Raw genomic sequence first — 19,524 nt, forward strand, 5'->3', positions numbered from 1 at the left:
GCAAAGGTCTCCGGCTTTCAGGTAGCCCGGCGGTTTGGGTTACAATGCGCGCTGTTTTGTTTTACCTCGGAACCGCCGTGCCGTATTGCCAGGTTGCGCTGAATGTGCCGCTGTCCAAACTGTTTACCTATGCCGTGCCGCATGATTTGACGACAGGTACGCGGGTGGCGGTGCCGTTCGCCGGCCGCACGCTGGCGGGCATTGTTTGGGGCATGACCGACACGCCGGACGTGGCCGAAGAAAAAATCCTGCCGGTCAAACACATCTTCGCGCAAGAACCGCCGCTGCCGGAGAACTGGCGCGAGCTGATGGCCTTCACCGCCCGCTACTACCATTATCCGCTCGGCCAAACCGTATTCACCGCCCTGCCCGCCGGCCTGCGCCAAGCCAAACCCTGCAGCGTGCCCGAGCCGCCGCTGTATTACGCGCTCAACGCAGCCGGACGCGCCCAAACCGCGCCGACACACAAACGGCAGGCCGCCTTATGGCAGGCGCTGCGTTCAGGTAGCCTCACCGCCCGCGCTGCAAAACGGCTGCATCCTCAGGCGGCTGCCCTGTTGGCCAAATGGCAGGCCGCCGGCTGGCTGACTGTCCACGCCGACACGCCGCAATGGACCGTCCGCCCCGCCGCGCAAACCCTCAACCCGCAGCAGCAGGCCGCCGCCGATGCGGTGGTGGCCGCCGACGGCTTCTCACCCTTTCTGTTGTTCGGCATCACCGGCAGCGGCAAAACCGAAGCCTATTTCGAGATGATGGCCGCCGCTTTGGCACGCGGCAAACAGGTGCTGTTTCTGCTGCCGGAAATCAACCTCACGCCCCAGCTCTTGGCCCGCCTGCAACAGCGTTTCGCCGATGTGCCCACCGCCGTGCTGCACAGCCAAACCGCGGCAGGCGAGCGCAGCCAAGGCTACCTGAAAGCCCTGCTCGGCCAAGCGCGCCTGATTGTGGGCACGCGGCTGGCGGTGTTCACCCCCCTGCCCGATTTGGGGCTGGTGATTGTGGACGAAGAACACGACGCTTCTTTCAAACAAGACAGCGAACTGCGCTATCAGGCACGCGACTTGGCCCTGTGGCGAGCGCAACAGGCCGGCTGCGCCGTGGTGCTCGGCAGCGCCACCCCCAGCCTGGAAAGTTGGCACAAGGCCCAAAGCGGCCGCTACACCCTGCTTACCCTGCCCGAGCGCGCCCGCGCCGAATCCCGCCTGCCCGATATACGCCTGCTCGACGTGCGCCGCGAAGCGCTCGAACACGGCTTCTCCGCCGCCGCCATCAAGCTGTTGCAGGAAAACCATGCCGCCGGCGGCATGAGCATGGTCTATCTCAACCGGCGCGGCTTCGCCCCCGCCGTGTTTTGCGGCGACTGCGGCCATTTGTTCGGCTGCCCGCACTGCTCGGCCAAAATGGTGCTGCATCAGCGCAGCCGCCAACTGCGCTGCCACCACTGCGGCCACATCACACCCGTCCCACGCCGTTGCCCCGACTGCGGCAATCAAGACCTCACCGCCGTCGGCTTCGGCACCCAGCGGGCGGAAGACCTGCTGCGCCAAGCCGTGCCGCAGGCGCAGGTGGTGCGGGTGGACCGCGACAGCACCTCGCGCAAAGACGATTGGGCCGATTTATACCGCCGCATCGACGCTGGCAGCATCGATATTCTGGTCGGCACCCAAATGCTGGCCAAAGGGCACGACTTCGCCCGCCTGAATCTGGTGGTGGTGCTCAACGCCGACGGCAGCCTCTACAGCGCCGACTACCGTGCGCCGGAACGGCTGTTTGCCGAACTGATGCAAGTGGCCGGACGCGCCGGTCGCGCCGGGCCGGGCGGGCGGGTATTGATTCAAACCCAGCTGCCCGAGCACCGCGTGTATCAGGCGCTGCTGCAACAGGATTACGCGGCCTTCGCCGATGGCGAACTGGCCGAACGCGCCGCCTACGGCCTGCCGCCGTTTGCCTACGCCGCCGCCGTGCGCGCCGACGCCCCGCTGATGGCCGACGCGCTGGCCGTATTGCAGCAGGCTGCCGACGCGGTGCTGCCCGTGCTGCCGGAAAGCGTACAATGCCTGGGGCCGGTGCCCATGCTGATGGCGCGGCTGGCCGGGCGGGAACGCGCTCAGGTGTTTCTGGAAAGCCCCGACCGCAAAGCCCTGCACCGCGCCCTTTCCGCCTGGCAGGAAGCCGTGCAGGCCGCCGCCAAAACCTGCGCCGCCTGCCGTTGGTCGCTGGATGTCGATCCGCTCGATATGTAAATCTTCGCCTCCTCAGGCTACCTGAAAACCTGTGTTAACCATGCCCCAACCGAACACATCACGGAAACCGCCGATGACCACCCGCCTAAACCGCCTCTTATTCGCCGCCGCCCTCGTCTTCTGCTTTCAGGTAGCCTCTGCCCTCGATTTCGGGCGCATGCGGCCGGACGAAGTGGCGGTGTATGTGCAAGACGTGGACAACGGCGAAGTGCTGCTGGCCCACCGCGCCGATGTGGGCATGAATCCCGCCTCCACCATGAAGCTGGTGACCGCCTTCGCCGCCTTCCGCGCCCTGGGCAGCGACTTCCGCTGGCAAACCGAATGGCGCAGCAGCGCCCCCATCGGCAACGGCGCCCTGCACGGCGACCTCTATTGGGTGGGCAGCGGCAATCCCGTGTTCGACCAGCCCGACCTGATCGCCATGCAGCAACAGCTGGCGGCACAAGGCATCGCCAGCCTCAACGGCAAAGTGGTGCTCGACCGCAGCGTGTGGCGCGGCCACGGCAGCGCCGATGGCTTCGAGCACGATGCCGACCAAGCCTTCTCCACCCCGCCCGACCCGCACATGGTGGCCTACAAAGTATTGTGGGCCACCGCCGAGCAGGATGCCGATGGCCGGCCCGCCTTCCAACTCGATCCACCGCTGCCCGGCATCCGCACCGACACCCTTCAGGTAGCCTGGACGGGCGGCCGCTGCGGCAAGCTGGCCAACCACGTTTCCGCCGCATGGGAAAACCAGTCCCTCGTTTTCAAAGGCCGCCTGCGCGGGGCAGAAAATGTTCATCAATCTGTTTGACGCGCCGCGTTTTGCCGAAGAGAGCTTCCGCGGCCATTGGCTGGCACAGGGACTGGGCGGGCTATACGGCTTCGGCCGCGGCACCGCCCCCGCCGGCAGCCGCGTGCTGGCGGTGAACCGCTCCAAGCCCTTGGCCGAAGTGCTCAGCGACATGAACAAGTTTTCCAACAACCTGATCGCCCGCAGCGTTTTTCTCACCCTCGGCCAGCGCGAAGCCGGCGGCCGCAGCGCGGTGAACGCCGAAGCCGCCGTGCGCCGCCAGCTGGTGTCGGCCGGCCTGGACGACGAAGCCTTGGTGTTGGAAAACGGCTCCGGCCTGTCGCGCCGCGAACGCGCCACCGCCCGCTTCCTCGGCAGCATGCTGTATCAGGCCTACCGCTCGCCCTTCCGCCAAGCCTTTATCGACACCCTGCCGATTGCCGGCGTGGACGGCACCCTCAAAACCCGCTTCCGCCAACTCGGCAGCCCCCTGCGCATGAAAACCGGCACCCTGCGCAATGTGCGCGCCCTGGCCGGCTACTGGCTGCCCGCGCACGGCCGCCGTCTGGCCGTGGTGGTGATCATCAACAGCGAGCGATCCGACGGCTACCTGCCCGACTTAGACGCCCTCGTCAACCGCATCGTGCGCGATCTGAGCACCGCCAACCGGCTTGAAAGCACGGGCGGCGCCCCCAATTAGGACCCGTTCAACAACTTCTTGCGCAGCGGTCTCTCAAAGCAAAAACCGCAGATGCCAGGCAAGAATACGCGCAAGATTGAGCATCTTGCCAGTCTTTGCAACGCAGCAGATGCCGGATTTGGACCGAACATACCGCCGCAGCGGAGATTTTGAACAGGTTCTAAGGCCAACCGCCGCCGGCCACCCCATCCACCCTCACCGGAACACACCGCCATGAAACCCGTTACCATGTACACCGGCCGCTTCTGCCCCTACTGCCAGATGGCCAAAATGCTGCTGGCGCAGAAAGGCGTACACGAAATCACCGAAATTTCCGCCGACGCCCCCGAAGTACGCGCCCGCATGATCGAACTCACCGGCCGCCGCACCGTGCCGCAGATTTTCATCGGCGACACCCCGGTCGGCGGCTTCGACGACCTGCGCGCCCTCAACCAACAAGGCCGGCTGGACGAAATGCTGGCAGACTGAAGCGTTTTCAGGTAGCCTAACGCCCGTTTTCCCACCCTCACAGAAAGAACGCCATGAGCGAGCAACAACAACCCGTATTCAGCATTGAAAAACTGTATGTGAAAGACCTGTCGCTGGAAGTGCCGCACGCCCCGCAAATCTTCCTCACCCAGGAAAGCCCCGACGTGGAGCTGAAAGTGCACCACGAATCGCAAAAACTGGAAGACCATTTCTACGACGTCAGCGTGGTGCTCACCGTCACCGCCAAGCTGGCCGACGGCCGCGTGCTGTTTTTGAACGAAGTGGCGCAAAACGGCATCTTCCGCCTGGAAAACATTCCGGAAGACGACGTGAAAGTGCTGCTCGGCATCGCCTGCCCGAACATCCTCTACCCCTATGCGCGCGAAGCAGTTTCTTCCGCCATCACCCGCGCCGGCTTCCCGCCCGTGCTGTTGGCACCGATCAACTTCGAAGCCATGTACGAGCAACAGCAAGCCGCGCCGGCCGGCAACGCTTAAGCCGCCTAGGCAAACCAACATCAGGCTACCTGAAAGGCTTTCAGGTAGCCTGATTCTGTTTTCGGCATCCAGACCAACAAGATGAAGCAGAAAGAAACCACCGCCTCTATAAAAAGATTCGGGCTACCTGAAAACTTTTTCAGGTAGCCCGAAGCACCGTTGCAGAAGCAGTCAGGTTTTCGGCAGCGTCACCCCCGTCTGCCCCATGTATTTGCCGTTGCGGTCTTTATACGAAGTTTCACACACCTCGTCGCTCTCGAAAAACAGCACCTGCGCCACGCCCTCGCCGGCATAGATTTTGGCCGGCAGCGGTGTGGTATTGGAAAACTCCAGCGTTACATAGCCTTCCCATTCCGGCTCGAACGGCGTCACGTTCACAATGATGCCGCAGCGCGCATAGGTGGACTTGCCCAAACACACGGTGAGCACGTTGCGCGGAATGCGGAAATACTCCACTGTGCGCGCCAGGGCAAACGAATTGGGCGGAATGATGCAACAGTCGTCTTCCACGGTGACAAAGTTTTTCGGATCGAAATTTTTCGGATCGACAATGGTGCTGTTGATGTTGGTGAAAATTTTGAATTCGTTGGCGCAACGGATGTCGTAGCCGTAGCTCGAAGTGCCGTAGGAAATGATTTTGCGCCCGTCGGCTTCCTTCACCTGCTTGGGCTCGAACGGCTCGATCATGCCGTGTTCTTCCGCCATGCGGCGTATCCATTTGTCGGATTTGATGCTCATCTTCATCCTTTGTTTTGTCAAAACGGCGGTACAGCGCACACACCGTCTGTTGTCCCGTTGCGGCTTATTCCTGCCAGCCGCCCAGATAAGCGGCCAGCTCCTCCAGCATGGTGCTCAGCGCCTCGGCCATCAACACCTGCGAGGCAAACGCCAGGCTGGCGGCGTCGCTGCCGTGGCTGTCGGCTTCCTCCTGTAAAACATCCAGGTATTGGATGCGCTTGAGGGTGAAATCCTGAGTCAGGATAAAGGCAATCTGTTCGCGCCACACTAGCCCCAGCTGGGTCACGGTTTTGCCGTTTTTCACGTGCTGCACCACTTCGTCTGCCGTCAAATCCTGCTTCGACACCTTTACCGTGGGCGCGACATCGCCCTGCCCTTTCAGCTCGCAATCGCTGTCGAGCTCGAAACCGCCTTCGGCCGCGCCTTTGAGCAGCCATTCGGTCATCAGGCTGCCGGGCGACTGTTTGGCGCTCGGCAGCCGCGCTTCCAAACCGCCCAAGGCTTCGCGCAGCTTGGTGAGCATGGCTTCGGCCTTGGCGGCGGAAGCGTTGTTCACCAGCAGATAGCCGTGGCGGATGTCGAACAAGGCCTGCGAACGGCTGCTGCGGGTAAAGGCGCGCGGCAGCAAATCGTCGGTAATCTGCTCTTTGAGTTCCTGCTTTTCCTTGCGGCCGACATTGCGCCCTTCGGCATTCTGGATTTCCGCCACTTTGTCTTCCAACACATCGCGGATCACGCCGGCCGGCAGCACTTTTTCCTCTTTTTTCAGCGCCACGCCCCAAGTGAAATCGGCAGGAAACACCAATTCGGGCGAAAAGCCCTGCGGCGCGGCAAAACCCTCGCTGAACCAGTCCAAACCCTGCACCGGCGCAAATTCGGCCTCCGCCAGCTTCGCCGCCAGCGCGTCCAAATCGGGCAGGGCATTTTTGTTGAGGAGATAAAAACTTAACTGCTTAAACCACATGGCTCGGCTTTCCTGCTGCTAAAAGCGCGGCATTATAGCCCAAATCCGCCTCCGGGCGCAGTCAGGCAAACCCGCCCGGCGCCGCCTTCAATGCCGCCGCCCGCCGGCTTGACAGCCCGCCGAGGCACAGTATAATGCGCGCCTTTCCCGCACGCGCCCATCGTCTAGAGGCCTAGGACACTGCCCTTTCACGGCGGCAACCGGGGTTCGAATCCCCGTGGGCGTGCCAGATTCCGCCAACCGCTTTCAGGTAGCCTGAAAGCGGTTTTGCTTTGCCGCCAATCCGTGTATGCTTGCCGCTTTTGCATTCGAGCAAATGCCCATGACCCACGTTCTCGTTATCCAACATCCCCGCCCCGACACCCTTGATCTGAGCGCGCTGCCCGCCGGCCTGCCCGCGCCCGTCCGCCATCGGCAAAACACGCTGCGCTTTGCCGTGGCGGCCGATTTCAGGCTACCTGAAAACGCCGTGCTGGCGCTGCAGGCACAAGAAGCGGATGTCGGCGTATTGCCCGATATGGCATTTGCCGATTTGGGCCTGATTGTGAGCGATATGGATTCCACCCTGATCACCATCGAATGCGTGGACGAAATCGCCGCCGGCGTGGGTTTGAAAGAACAGGTGGCGGCGATTACCGAGCAATCCATGCGCGGCGAATTGGACTTCGAACAATCGCTGCGCCGCCGCGTGGCCCTGCTGAAAGGGCTACCTGAAAGCGAGCTGCAGCGGGTGTACGACGAGGTGCTGCAATTAACGCCGGGCGCGGAAACCCTCTTGGCCGAATGCCGTGCACACGGGGTGAAATTCATGCTGGTGTCCGGCGGCTTCACCTTTTTCACCGAACGCCTGCGCCAACGGCTGGGCTTCGAATACGGCTTTGCCAACGAGCTGGTGTCGCACAACGGCCGATTAAGCGGCGAACTCAGCGGCCGTCTGATCGACGCCCAAACCAAGGCCGACCTGCTCGCCGAATACCGCGACCGCCTCGGCCTGCGCCGCGAACAAACCCTGGCCATGGGCGACGGTGCCAACGATATTCCCATGCTGCAGGCGGCCGGTTTCGGCGTTGCCTTCCGCGCCAAACCGAAAGCCGAAGCGGCGGCAGATGTGCGCATCCGCTTCGGCGGTTTGGAAGCCGTGCGCGGCTGGTTCCGCTGACACGGGCTCTGCGCCGCCCGCCGGGGCTACCTGAAACCCAAGCTACCTGAAACCATGAAACTGAACCGCACGCTGATTATTTCCGTCTTCATCGTGGCCAGTTGCGGGCTGGCCTACGAGCTGATTATGGCGGCGCTGGCCAGCTATCTGTTGGGCGACAGCATTCTGCAGTTTTCGTCCATCATCGGCCTGTATCTGTTTGCCATGGGCATCGGCGCGCACCTGACCCGCTACATCAAAGACGAAGACGCGCTCACGCGCTTTATCGAAATCGAGCTTTTGGTGGGCGTCATCGGCGGCCTCTCGGCGCTTTTGCTGTTTGTGGCCTTCGGCCTCTCCGCCGCGCCTTTCCGCACCCTGCTCTACGCGCTGGTGCTGATTGTGGGCACCGTGGTGGGCATGGAGATTCCGCTGGTGATGCGGGTGCTCAACCAGCAGCAGGCCGACTTCAAAGAACTGGTGTCGCGCGTGCTCACCTTCGATTATCTGGGCGCGTTGGCGGTGTCGCTGCTGTTTCCGCTGGTGTTGGCGCCGCGGCTGGGCATGGCGCGTTCGGCCCTGCTGTTCGGCCTGCTCAATGCGGCGGTGGCGGTGCTGACGGCCAAGATTTTCCGCCGCCAGCTACCGCGCTATGCCGCCATCCAAATCCGCGGCACCGCCGTGCTGGCCGTGCTCGCCGTGGCCTTTATCTACGCCAACCACATCACCTTCCGCGCCGAACAGAGCTATTTCGGCGACCCGGTGGTGTATGAAAGCCATTCGCCCTACCAGCGGCTGGTGGTGACCCAATGGAAAGACGATGTGCGCCTGTATCTCAACGGCAACCTGCAGTTTTCCTCGCGCGACGAAGCCCGCTACCACGAGGCTTTGGTGCTGCCGGCGATGCAGATGGCCGAACGGCCGCAGCGCGTGCTGATTCTGGGCGGCGGCGACGGCCTGGCCGCGCGCGAAGTGCTGAAATATCCGTCGGTGGAACACATCACCCTGGTGGATCTCGACCCCGACATGACCCGCACCTTCACCACTTCCGCCACCCTCAGCCGCCTCAACGAAGGCTCGCTCAGCCACCCCAAAGTGCAGGTGGTCAACGACGACGCCGCCAAATGGCTGGAAGGCAACCGCCATCAATTCGACGTCATCATCATCGACCTGCCCGACCCCGCCAATTTTTCGTTGGGCAAACTCTATTCCGTGCCCATGTACCGCTTGGTGGCCCGCCATCTGGCGCCGCAGGGGCGGGTGGTGGTGCAGTCCACCTCGCCGTATTTCGCGCCCAACGCCTATTGGTCGGTGGTGGCCACGCTGGAAGCGGCCGGCCTCCACACCGCACCTTATCATGTGTATGTGCCCTCTTTCGGCGAATGGGGCTTTGTGCTCGCCGCCCGCGAAAACCACTTCCCGCTGCCGCAGCGCTTCGATGTGCCCACCCGCTTTCTCAACGCCCAAACCGCCGCCGAAATGTTCCGTTTCCCGCCCGATATGGCTCGGCGGCAGGTGGAACCGAACTATTTGAACACCCAGATTCTGGTCAGCTACTTCGAGCAGGACTGGAGCGAAGTGATGCGTTAGAACCTGTTCATCATCTTCCTTATTCTTGATTCAGCCCTCGCCCCTTTTCAGGTAGCCTGCGGCCGTCATCTGTCCAGCCTCAGGCTACCTGAAAGCCGTTTGTCCGCCCTATGTCTGTTTCCCGCCGCCGATTCCTTGCCTACACCGCCGCCTTGGGCGGCTCCGCCGCCGCGGCTTGGTTCGGCCACCGCCACTTAAACCCAATGCCCGGCGTACAGGTGAACCGCCACGGCCTGCCGCTGGGCCACCTGCTGCGTGACCGCAGCCTGCCGCAAAACGTAGGCGCCGAACACCGCTGCCACACCCTCATCCTCGGCAGCGGTGCCGCCGGCCTCTCTGCCGCCTGGTATCTGGCCAAACACGGCCGGCGCGACATCGTGCTGGCCGAAGGCATGGAGCCCGACGGCAACAATGCCGGCTACTACCGCCACGGCCTCGGCGCCCCCACCGCCGCCCACTACCTCGCCCTGCCTTCCGCAGAAAGCGAATACGTGCGCGAAATGCTGCGCGACTTCGGTATCCTGCAAGCCGACGGCCGCTACCGCGAAACCGATTTGGTGCACGCCCCCGAAGAGCGGCTGCTGCACAAAAACCGCTGGCAGAGCGCGCTGCTGCCGCAGGAAGACGCCGACAGCCGCCGCTTTTACGCGCTGATCGAACAACTGAAAACCGCCCGCGGCAGCGACGGGCGCAAACTGTTCGCCCTGCCCGTGGCCCTGTCTTCGCAAGACGCCGCCTGGCGCAAGCTCGACCGCCTCAGCTTCGCCGCCTGGCTCGACCGCGAAAACTACCGCTCCCCCTCGCTGCGCTGGTATCTCGACTACTGCTGCCGCGACGACTACGGCCAAGGCATAGACGCCGTTTCCGCCTTTGCCGGCCTGCACTACTTCGCCGCACGCGGCCCCGCCCAAGACACCGTGCTCACCTGGCCCGACGGCCTCGCCCATCTTTCCCGCCAACTGCGCCGCCACGCCGGCCTGCAGCCGGCAGACGGTTTCGCCCGCGCCCCGCAACAACCCTGCACCGTCAACGCCAGTGCCCTGCAAATTGAAGAACACGGCGACCACGTGGCCGTGGTGCTGCGCCACAACCTGAGCGGCGAAACCGTGCGTTTCCGCGCGCAGCAGGTGGTGGCCGCCATGCCGCTGATGGTGGCCGCGCGCATTCTCGCCGATGCCGCCGCTTACGGTTTCGGCCACGCCCTGCCCGAATACGCGCCCTGGCTGGTGGCCAACTTCGTGCTGCACCGATTCCCGGACGAACCAGCCGGCAGCGATTTGGCTTGGGACAACGTGGTGCACGGCGGCAGCGGCCTGGGCTATGTGGTGGCCACCCACCAGCTGATCCGCGTCGCCAAACCCGAACGCACCATCTTCACCGCCTACACCGCCCTCAACCACGACCGCCCGCAAAACGTGCGCCGCTGGCTGTTGGCCGCCGGCGACCAAGAACTGCTGCACCACGCCGCACGCGACCTCACCGCCGCCTACGGCCGCGCCTTCTGGCGGCATGTGGAACATGTGGACATCAGCGTGCGCGCCCACGGCATGAGCGTACCCCAACCGGGCTACCTGAACGACCCGCTGCTGCTCGCCCTGCGCCGCCACCGCTCCCGCCTGCACTTCGCCCACAGCGATTTAAGCGGCTATTCCGTGTTTGAAGAAGCCGTGTATTGGGGCGTGGAAGCCGCCAAACAGATTCTGGCGCAGCCGTAAACGCCGCTTCATGCCGCACCGCAGGCTACCTGAAACCGTTTTCAGGTAGCCCGATGAATCCCGTGCAAAAACCGGCACTCGGCATTGAAATTTTCCCTTATTTGCACTAAATTGCTGCCTTGCACAATAATAAGCTGTCCGCCATCCGTTTGCCGCGCGACAGGCCACCACACCCCACGGAACCACACCATGAGCACCAGCGCCCGCATCCGCGAAATCCCCTACAACTACACTTCCTATTCCGACCGCGAAATCGTGATCCGCCTGTTGGGCGAGCCGGCTTGGGAAACCCTGGAAAACCTGCGCTCGCAACGCCGCACCGGCCGTTCGGCACGCATGCTGTTCGAGGTGTTGGGCGATATTTGGGTGGTGATGCGCAACCCCTATCTGGTGGACGACCTGCTCGAACACCCCGACCGTCAGGCCGCGCTGGTGAAAGAAATGCGCCACCGCCTGAACGAAGTTTATAAACGCCGCGACGACAACAGCGACGTGCTGCGCTTGGTGCAGGCCGCCGAAAGCGCGGTCAACCGCTTTGCCGACAGCTTCGCCACCACCCAGCTCAAACGCGCGCAGATTCTGGAGCGCCTCTCCAAAATCACCAAAAAACACAACATCATGTTCGACGGCCTGGCGCGGGTGGTGCACGTCACCGACGCCACCGACTGGCGCGTGGAATATCCCTTCGTCGTCATCAATCCCGACAAAGAATCCGAAGTCGCCCCGCTGGTGCGCGCGCTGATCGAGCTCGACCTCACCATCATCCCGCGCGGCGGCGGCACCGGCTACACCGGCGGCGCCGTGCCGCTGGATGCCATGAGCGCGGTCATCAACACCGAAAAACTCGACCGCCACCACGGCGTGCAGTATGTGGCGCTGCCCGGCTTGGAAGGCAAGCACCCCATCATCCACTGCGGCGCCGGCGTGGTCACCCGCCGCGTGGAAGAAACCGCCAGCGCCGCCAAACTCGTGTTTGCGGTGGATCCCACCTCCGCCGATGCCTCCTGCGTGGGCGGCAACGTGGCCATGAACGCCGGCGGCAAAAAAGCCGTGCTGTGGGGCACCGCGCTCGACAACCTGGCCTATTGGAAAATGGTCAACCCGCAGGGCGAATGGCTGAAAATCGAACGGGTGCGCCACAACTTCGGCAAAATCCACGACGAAGACACGGCGCTTTTCGACGTGCACACCCTCAAAGACGACGGCGAAACCATCGCCAAAACCGAACGCCTCGAAATCCCCGGCCACAAATTCCGCAAAGTCGGCCTCGGCAAAGACGTGACCGACAAATTCCTCGCCGGCCTGCCCGGCGTGCAGAAAGAAGGCACCGACGGCATCATCACCAGCGTGGCCTTTGTGCTGCACCGCATGCCCGCGCACACGCGCACCGTCTGCCTGGAGTTCTTCGGCACCGTGGCCAACGCCACGCCCTCCATCGTGGAAATCCGCGACTTCCTGCTCGGCCACCCTTCGGTGAAACTGGCCGGCTTGGAGCATTTGGACTGGCGTTATGTGCGCGCGGTGGGCTATGCCACCAAGGCCGCCGGCAAAGGCCGCCCGAAGATGGTGCTGATTTCCGACATCGTTTCCGACGACGAAGCCGCGGTGGAAGCCGCCGCCGAGCACATGGTCGAGCTGGCGCGCGCCCGCGAAGGCGAAGGCTTCATCGCCGTCAGCCCCGAAGCGCGCAAAACCTTCTGGCTCGACCGCAGCCGCACCGCCGCCATCGCCAAACACACCAATGCCTTCAAAATCAACGAAGACGTGGTGATTCCGCTGGAACGGCTGGGCGAATACTCCGACGGCATCGAGCGCATCAACATCGAGCTTTCCATCCAAAACAAACTCAAACTGTGCCACGCCCTGCTGCAATACCTTTCAGGTAGCCTGCCGGTAGACAAAATGGGCACCGACCTGCCGCCCAGCGAGTTGTTGGGCGAACGTGCCGAGCACGCCAAAGCCCATGTGGAGGCCGTGCAGGCGCGCTGGCAATGGCTGCTCGACCACCTCGACCAACCCCTGGGCGAATACCGCGCCCGCTTCGGCGAAGCGGTGAATGCGCTTTCAGGTAGCCGGAACAGCGACTCCTGCTTCATCACCATGCGCGACTTCCGCCTGCGCGTGTCGGTAAAAGAAGACATCATGAAGCCCCTGGCCGAAATCTTCAGCGGCCAGGCCGACAGCAACATCATGAAAGGCTTGGACAAAATCCACGCCAAAGTGGTGCGCGGCCGCGTGTTCGTCGCCCTGCACATGCACGCGGGCGACGGCAATGTGCACACCAACATCCCGGTCAATTCCGACGACTACGAGATGCTGCAAACCGCCCACAAAGCGGTGGCGCGCATCATGAACATCGCCCGCAGCCTCAACGGCGTGATTTCCGGCGAACACGGCATCGGCATCACCAAGCTCGAATTCCTCACCGACGAAGAAATGCAGCCCTATTGGGACTACAAAGCCAAAGTCGATCCTCACGGCCGCTTCAACCGCCACAAGCTGATGAAAGGCTCGGATTTGAGCCGCGCCTACACGCCCTCTTTCGAGCTGTTGGGCTTCGAATCGCTGATCATGGAGCAGTCCGACTTGGGCAAGATTGCCGATTCGGTGAAAGACTGCCTGCGCTGCGGCAAATGCAAACCGGTGTGTTCCACCCACGTGCCGCGCGCCAACCTGCTCTACAGCCCGCGCAATAAAATCCTCGGCGTCGGCCTCTTAACCGAAGCGTTTTTGTACGAAGAGCAAACCCGCCGCGGCGTGTCGATGCGCCATTTCGACGAATTGCACGACGTGTCCGACCACTGCACCGTCTGCCACCGCTGCGTGAAACCCTGTCCGGTGAAAATCGACTTCGGCGACGTCACCGTGGCCATCCGCAACTATCTGCGCAAAGCCGGCAAACAGCGTTTCCACCCCGCCGTGGCCGCCGGCATGGCCCTGCTCAACGCCAAAGACCCGCGCACCATCAAAATCCTGCGCAAAGGCGTGGCCGAAACCGGCTTCAAGTTGCAAAACTTCGGCTACGAAATGGGCCGCAAATTCAAGCTCGGCGGCGAAAAACAGAAAGCCGAACCCGCCGCCACCCTCGGCAAACCACCGGTGCGCGAGCAAATCGTCCATTTCATCAACCGCCCGCTGCCGCGCCATGTGCCGATTAAAACCGCGCGCGCGCTGTTAAACATTGAAGACGACAAAACCGTGCCCATCATCCGCAACCCCGCCATGCCGGAAGATGCGGAAGCCGTGTTCTACTTCCCCGGCTGCGGCTCCGAGCGCCTGTTCAGCCAAGTCGGCCTCGCCACCCAGGCCATGCTCTACCATGTAGGCGTGCAAACCGTGCTGCCGCCCGGCTATCTGTGCTGCGGCTACCCGCAGGCTGCAGGCGGCCAGGACGACAAAGCGCAGAAGATGATTACCGAAAACCGCGTGCTGTTCCACCGCATGGCCAACACCCTCAACTACCTCGACATCAAAACCGTGGTGGTGAGCTGCGGCACCTGCTACGACAGCCTCGCCGGCTACCGCTTCGAAGACATCTTCCCCGGCTGCCGCATCATCGACATCCACGAATACCTGCTGGAAAAAGGCGTGAAACTCGACGGCCTACAGGGCCGCCAATACCTGTATCACGACCCCTGCCACAGCCCGATCAAAACCATGAACCCCACCCAAATGGCTTCCGAGCTCATGGGCAAGCCGGTGGTGTTGAGCGACCGCTGCTGCGGCGAGAGCGGCATGTTTGCGGTGAAACGCCCCGACATCGCCACCCAGGTGAAATTCCGCAAGCAGGAAGAAATCGAAAAAAACCTCAAGCAACTGCCGCAAGACGGCAGCCCGGTGAAACTGCTCACCTCCTGCCCCGCCTGCTTACAGGGCCTCTCGCGCTACACCGACGACAACCCGGTTGATGCCGACTACATCGTCATCGAAATGGCGAAAACCGTATTGGGCGAGAATTGGCAAAACGACTTCGTCCACCGAGCCAACAACGGCGGCATGGAAAAAGTATTGCTCTAAAGCGGTATAGGCAAAACTCAGGCTACCTGAAAACAGATTCAGGTAGCCTGAGACCTTTTGAGACCTTTATTGATGATTTGCCGTTTTGCAAGCATCAATCGTTCAGATTCACCGAATGCTCGCGGGTTTCGTGGAACACGATATCCGGCCAGCGTTCCTGCGTGAGATTCAGGTTCACGCGGTTGGGCGCCAGATAGGCCAGGTTGCCGCCGGCATCAATCGACAGATTGGCGGCATTGGCTTTTTCAAATTCGGCCAGTTTTTTCTTGTCGGGGCAAGACACCCAACGCGCAGACCAAATGGAAGCGCTGTCGAACACCGCATCCACGCCGTATTCGGCCGCCAGGCGCGACGTAACCACTTCAAACTGCAGCACGCCCACCGCGCCCAAAATCAAATCGCCGCCGCTGTGCGGTTTGAACACCTGCACCGCGCCTTCTTCGCCCAGCTGCTGCAAACCTTTTTGCAGCTGCTTCATTTTCAGTGGGTTTTTGATGCGCACGCTGCGGAACAGCTCGGGCGCAAAAAACGGGATACCGGTAAACGCCAGCGGTTCTCCTTCGGAAAAACTGTCGCCGATTTGGATGTTGCCGTGGTTGGGAATGCCGATGATGTCGCCGGCGTAGGCTTCTTCCACCAACTCTCGGTCGTGCGACATAAAGGTCACCACGCTGGAAGCGGCAATCTCGCGGTTGATGCGCAGATGCTTCATCTTCATGCCGCGCTCGAATTTGCCGGAACACACGCGCAAAAAGGCGATGCGGTCGCGGTGTTTCGGGTCCATATTGGCTTGGATTTTGAACACGAAACCGGAAAATTTCTCCTCCGCCGGCGCCACCATGCGCACGGTGGCGTCGCGCGGCTGCGGCGCCGGCGCCCAGCCGATGAGCGAATCGAGGATTTCGCGAATGCCGAAGTTGTTGATGGCGGAGCCGAAAAACACCGGCGTCAGCTCGCCGGCCAGAAATTCTTCCAGCACAAATTCATTCGATGCGGCCTGCACCAGCTCGATTTCGGCGCGCAGATTGTCCATTTCCAGCGGGAACAATTCGTCCAGCCGCGGATTGTCTATGCCCTGCACCACTTCAAACTCGTGCGGCAGTTTTTCGCCGCCTGCCTCAAACAAATACACCTCGTCGTTGAGAATGTGGTACACGCCCTTGAAGTTTTTGCCCATGCCGATGGGCCAGGTGACCGGCGCGCAGCGGATTTTGAGGATGTTTTCCACTTCGTCCAGCAGTTCCAGCGAATCGCGCACCTCGCGGTCGTATTTGTTCATAAAGGTGACGATGGGCGTGTTGCGCAGGCGGCAGACGTTCAAGAGCTTGATGGTTTGCGCCTCCACGCCCTTGGCCGCGTCGATCACCATCAGCGCGCTGTCCACCGCGGTGAGCACGCGGTAGGTGTCTTCGGAGAAGTCTTGGTGGCCGGGGGTGTCGAGCAGGTTCACGGTGTGGTCGTGATAATCGAACTGCATCACCGATGAGGCCACCGAAATGCCGCGCTGTTTCTCGATTTCCATCCAGTCGGAAGTGGCGAACTTGCCCGACTTTTTGCCCTTCACCGTGCCGGCGCTCTGAATCGCGCCCGAAAACAGCAACAGCTTTTCGGTGAGCGTGGTTTTACCCGCGTCGGGGTGGGAAATAATGGCAAAAGTGCGGCGGCGGCGCACCTGTTCGGCAATAGACGACATAAACATCACCATGCGGCAATTCGGGAAACCGCGCATTTTAACAGATTTGCCGGCCGAAACGGCAGCCGCCGCAGCGCCCTAACCATCGGGCTGAGACCTTTATAGCTTTATCTCGCCGGACAAACGCAGCAGACGCAGATACGTGTGTGCTCTGTGCCTTGCCCGGTAGATAGGTTTGAAGCAGAACCAATACCTGAGACTCTTCCGAGCCAATGTATTTCTGTGCCAATGCATTTTTGTGATCGTCGCCTGGCGCATGGAACCCATTGTATTGGTATTCGGCATCGCTGCTTCACCTGCCCCTTGCCCGCCAGCCAGACAGGAACTTTCCCAATATTTTTAATATATAAATATTTAATAATTTCAGTATCTAAATTTTGAAAGTACCGCCCAAGACCTTTGCAGAACCCCCAGATGTGGATGCCGTTCAAGGCGTAGCAGCGTAGCGAGTGTGAACGCCAGGAATCCCTGTGGGACAGACATATCACACGATGGGTAAGCGAATGAGCAGTACCCTTAGGGCATAAACGCACAACGCGGAAATGCGTCGCAGATGGGGGTTTTGCAAAGGTCTCAGCCCTCCTTATCGTCTCGGAGGGTGAACATCAGATCACAAACAGCAAACCCCTGATAACGCAACCGCAAAGGTCAGATGAGTTGTCTGACAGAAGAGTGCTTCAGAGACGAGTAATAAAAACGGCGCGGCTGACCGTCCCTGATGGAACCGTTTCAACCACGCCGTTTGTTGCCTTATTCTTGATGCTTCAGCTGCGGCAAGACCGAGCCTTCGCCTAAGGAAAGCAGGCCGGTTTGGGCGTAGAGACCGAGTTTGGCGCGGGTGTCGGTGATGTCGAGGTTGCGCATGGTCAGCTGGCCGATGCGGTCGGCCGGGGTGAAGGCGGCGTTTTCGACCTTCTCCATGCTCAAGCGTTCGGGCTGGTAGGTGAGGTTGGGCGATTCGGTGTTCAGAATCGAGTAGTCGTTGCCGCGGCGCAGCTCGAGGGTGACTTCGCCGGTGATGGCGCTTGCCACCCAGCGTTGGGCGGTTTCGCGCAGCATCAGGGCTTGGCTGTCGAACCAGCGGCCTTGGTAGAGCAGGCGGCCGAGGCGCAGGCCGTTGATGCGGTATTGCTCGATGGTGTCTTCGTTGTGGATGCCGCTTAAGAGGCGCTCGTAGGCGATGTGCAGCAGCGCCATGCCGGGGGCTTCGTAGATGCCGCGCGATTTGGCTTCGATGATGCGGTTTTCGATTTGATCGCTCATGCCCAAGCCGTGGCGGCCGCCGATGCGGTTGGCTTCCAAAAACAGTTCCACGGGGTCGGAGAAGGTGCGGCCGTTCAGCGCCACGGGCACGCCTTCTTCAAAGCGCACGCGCACTTCTTCGGCTTTCACTTCAACGTTTTCGTCCCAGAAGGCCACGCCCATGATGGGTTTCACGATTTTGATGCCGCTGTTGAGGAATTCCAGGTCTTTGGCTTCGTGGGTGGCGCCCAGCATATTGGAATCGGTGGAGTAAGCTTTTTCTACCGACATTTTGTAGTCGAATCCGTTGGCAATCAGAAATTCGCTCATTTCCTGACGGCCGCCCAATTCGTCGATAAAGGTTTGGTCGAGCCAGGGTTTGTAGATGCGCAGGCCGGGATTGGTTAAGAGGCCGTAGCGGTAGAAGCGTTCGATGTCGTTGCCTTTGTAGGTGGAGCCGTCGCCCCAGATGTTGACGTCGTCTTCTTTCATGGCGGAAACCAGCATGGTGCCGGTAACGGCACGGCCCAGCGGAGTGGTGTTGAAATAGGTGGCGCCGCCGGTGGTGACGTGGAAAGCGCCGCATTGGATGGCGGCAATGCCTTCGTGGGCCAGCTGGCTGCGGCAGTCGATCAGGCGGGCTTCGATGGCGCCGTATTCTTTGGCTTTGCGCGGAATGGCCTCGTAATCGTCTTCGTCGGGCTGGCCGAGGTTGGCGGTGTAGGCATAGGGCAGGGCGCCTTTCAGCTTCATCCACAGGAGGGCAGCGGAGGTGTCAAGGCCGCCGGAAAAGGCGATGCCGACTTTCTGGCCGGCGGGCAGGTTTTGCAGAATGGTGCTCATAAACGTTTCTTGCTTGGATAAGTGGCAGGGAAAAGGCGGTATTATTCTCTGAATTGCCGGTGCAGTAAAGCGCTGTCGGGGCGTGGCGGCCGGCATATCCGGCTTGTCGGCTGACGGGGTTTCAGGTAGCCTGCCGCGGGCCGAATCACTTTTTCAGGGCGGATGAACACATGCCTCCTTCTTCGACTGCTTATCCGTATCGCCGTGTGGCGTGGTCTTATGTTTTGTGCACCGGCGTGCTGGCCGGAGTGCTGTATTCCTTGCTGTTGGCGCTGTGGAGCGAGGGCTGGGAAGCGCCGACGCAGATGCTGATGACGCTGCTGTCGGCCAAGACGCTGTGGTTCACGCTGCTGATGGTCTTGAACGGTGCGCTTTGGTTTGCCGCTTGCGGGCCGGCTGCGGCGGCGGTGGCGCTGTCGGCGCGCCTGCATCATCATCCGCTCGGCCTGTTGCTGCCGGCTTTGGCCGCCGCTGTCGCGGCCTTGCTGCCGTATTGGTTGTTTTCCGTGTCTAAGTTGCCGGTGATGTCGCTGCCGGGCTGGATGCCGTTCGATTTTTACGGCCTGAAAGACCTGCCGGATGTTTTGCCGGCCGTGGCCGGCGGGGCGGCGGCCTGGTTGGTGGGCTGGTGGGTGCTGCCGTATGCGGAGGAGGCGGGCTCAACGGCATAAGGCAGTCTTAATCTCTGAGCTAAGATGTTGGGCGCCGAAATAGTTGCGCCCTGCCATCTGCAGCCATTTCCACATTGTGCTTTTCTGCGCTATCGCTACTGTTCGCGTTATCTTTTACCTACCACCTGATCGCTCTTTCTCACGAGCGTTCCGACGATCATGCACACTGCAATACTGGGTTTGCGACTACCGCTACATTGTGAAAGTTGCAAAGGTCTCAGGTGTAGAAA

12 protein-coding genes, 1 tRNA gene and 2 pseudogenes are annotated in these 19,524 nt (G+C 61.5%); 10 read left to right on the forward strand and 5 right to left on the reverse strand.

What is annotated here, in order from left to right; genetic code table 11:
- Window positions 1–77 precede the first annotated feature (77 nt).
- From HMPREF9371_RS08450 to secB, 4 genes and pseudogenes are all read left to right on the forward strand, one after another.
- Window positions 78–2,243, forward strand: a complete 2,166-nt coding sequence (locus tag HMPREF9371_RS08450; RefSeq protein WP_040661012.1) for a primosomal protein N' — start codon at window positions 78–80, stop codon at window positions 2,241–2,243.
- A gap of 157 nt (window positions 2,244–2,400) precedes the next feature.
- Window positions 2,401–3,718, forward strand: a pseudogene (gene dacB / locus HMPREF9371_RS08455) (D-alanyl-D-alanine carboxypeptidase/D-alanyl-D-alanine endopeptidase).
- 213 nt (window positions 3,719–3,931) lie between these two features.
- Window positions 3,932–4,186 carry a glutaredoxin 3 gene (gene grxC, locus HMPREF9371_RS08460; RefSeq protein WP_009119634.1) on the forward strand — a complete coding sequence of 85 codons (255 nt, stop codon included), beginning with the start codon at window positions 3,932–3,934 and terminating at the stop codon, window positions 4,184–4,186.
- Window positions 4,187–4,239: 53 nt separating this feature from the next.
- Entirely contained in the window at window positions 4,240–4,683 is a 444-nt protein-coding gene (secB, locus tag HMPREF9371_RS08465; RefSeq protein ID WP_009119635.1) for a protein-export chaperone SecB, read from the forward strand.
- A 171-nt stretch (window positions 4,684–4,854) separates the two neighbouring features.
- Here the strand turns inward: secB and dcd are convergent, their stop codons facing one another.
- Window positions 4,855–5,421, reverse strand: coding sequence for a dCTP deaminase (gene dcd / locus HMPREF9371_RS08470; protein WP_040660404.1), 567 nt, complete (start codon window positions 5,419–5,421; stop codon window positions 4,855–4,857).
- A 64-nt stretch (window positions 5,422–5,485) separates the two neighbouring features.
- Window positions 5,486–6,385, reverse strand: a complete 900-nt coding sequence (locus HMPREF9371_RS08475; protein ID WP_009119637.1) for a recombination-associated protein RdgC — start codon at window positions 6,383–6,385, stop codon at window positions 5,486–5,488.
- A gap of 153 nt (window positions 6,386–6,538) precedes the next feature.
- Between HMPREF9371_RS08475 and HMPREF9371_RS08480 the strand changes: the two genes are divergently transcribed.
- From HMPREF9371_RS08480 to HMPREF9371_RS08500, 5 genes are all read left to right on the forward strand, one after another.
- Window positions 6,539–6,614, forward strand: a tRNA-Glu gene (locus tag HMPREF9371_RS08480).
- A 93-nt stretch (window positions 6,615–6,707) separates the two neighbouring features.
- Window positions 6,708–7,544 carry a phosphoserine phosphatase SerB gene (gene serB, locus HMPREF9371_RS08485; protein ID WP_040661014.1) on the forward strand — a complete coding sequence of 279 codons (837 nt, stop codon included), beginning with the start codon at window positions 6,708–6,710 and terminating at the stop codon, window positions 7,542–7,544.
- Between the two features lie 54 nt (window positions 7,545–7,598).
- Complete coding sequence (locus HMPREF9371_RS08490) at window positions 7,599–9,113, forward strand: polyamine aminopropyltransferase (RefSeq protein ID WP_009119639.1); 1,515 nt, start codon at window positions 7,599–7,601, stop codon at window positions 9,111–9,113.
- Between the two features lie 110 nt (window positions 9,114–9,223).
- Window positions 9,224–10,828, forward strand: coding sequence for an NAD(P)-binding protein (locus HMPREF9371_RS08495; RefSeq protein WP_009119640.1), 1,605 nt, complete (start codon window positions 9,224–9,226; stop codon window positions 10,826–10,828).
- A 189-nt stretch (window positions 10,829–11,017) separates the two neighbouring features.
- Window positions 11,018–14,845 carry a DUF3683 domain-containing protein gene (locus HMPREF9371_RS08500; protein WP_009119642.1) on the forward strand — a complete coding sequence of 1,276 codons (3,828 nt, stop codon included), beginning with the start codon at window positions 11,018–11,020 and terminating at the stop codon, window positions 14,843–14,845.
- 94 nt (window positions 14,846–14,939) lie between these two features.
- Here the strand turns inward: HMPREF9371_RS08500 and HMPREF9371_RS08505 are convergent, their stop codons facing one another.
- The 3 genes and pseudogenes from HMPREF9371_RS08505 to argG form a co-directional block, all read right to left on the reverse strand.
- Window positions 14,940–16,538 (reverse strand): peptide chain release factor 3, encoded by a 1,599-nt coding sequence (locus HMPREF9371_RS08505; RefSeq protein ID WP_040661016.1) that lies wholly within the window; start codon window positions 16,536–16,538, stop codon window positions 14,940–14,942.
- Between the two features lie 363 nt (window positions 16,539–16,901).
- A pseudogene (locus HMPREF9371_RS13580) lies at window positions 16,902–17,106 on the reverse strand (ATP-dependent exonuclease).
- Window positions 17,107–17,288: 182 nt separating this feature from the next.
- Window positions 17,289–18,623: an argininosuccinate synthase gene (argG, locus tag HMPREF9371_RS08510; protein ID WP_009119644.1), complete on the reverse strand. Its 1,335-nt coding sequence runs from the start codon at window positions 18,621–18,623 to the stop codon at window positions 17,289–17,291.
- A 170-nt stretch (window positions 18,624–18,793) separates the two neighbouring features.
- Between argG and HMPREF9371_RS08515 the strand changes: the two genes are divergently transcribed.
- Entirely contained in the window at window positions 18,794–19,294 is a 501-nt protein-coding gene (locus HMPREF9371_RS08515) for a hypothetical protein (protein WP_040660406.1), read from the forward strand.
- The last annotated feature ends 230 nt before the right edge of the window (window positions 19,295–19,524 follow it).

The organism is Neisseria shayeganii 871, from assembly GCF_000226875.1.
Taxonomy (GTDB): domain Bacteria; phylum Pseudomonadota; class Gammaproteobacteria; order Burkholderiales; family Neisseriaceae; genus Eikenella; species Eikenella shayeganii.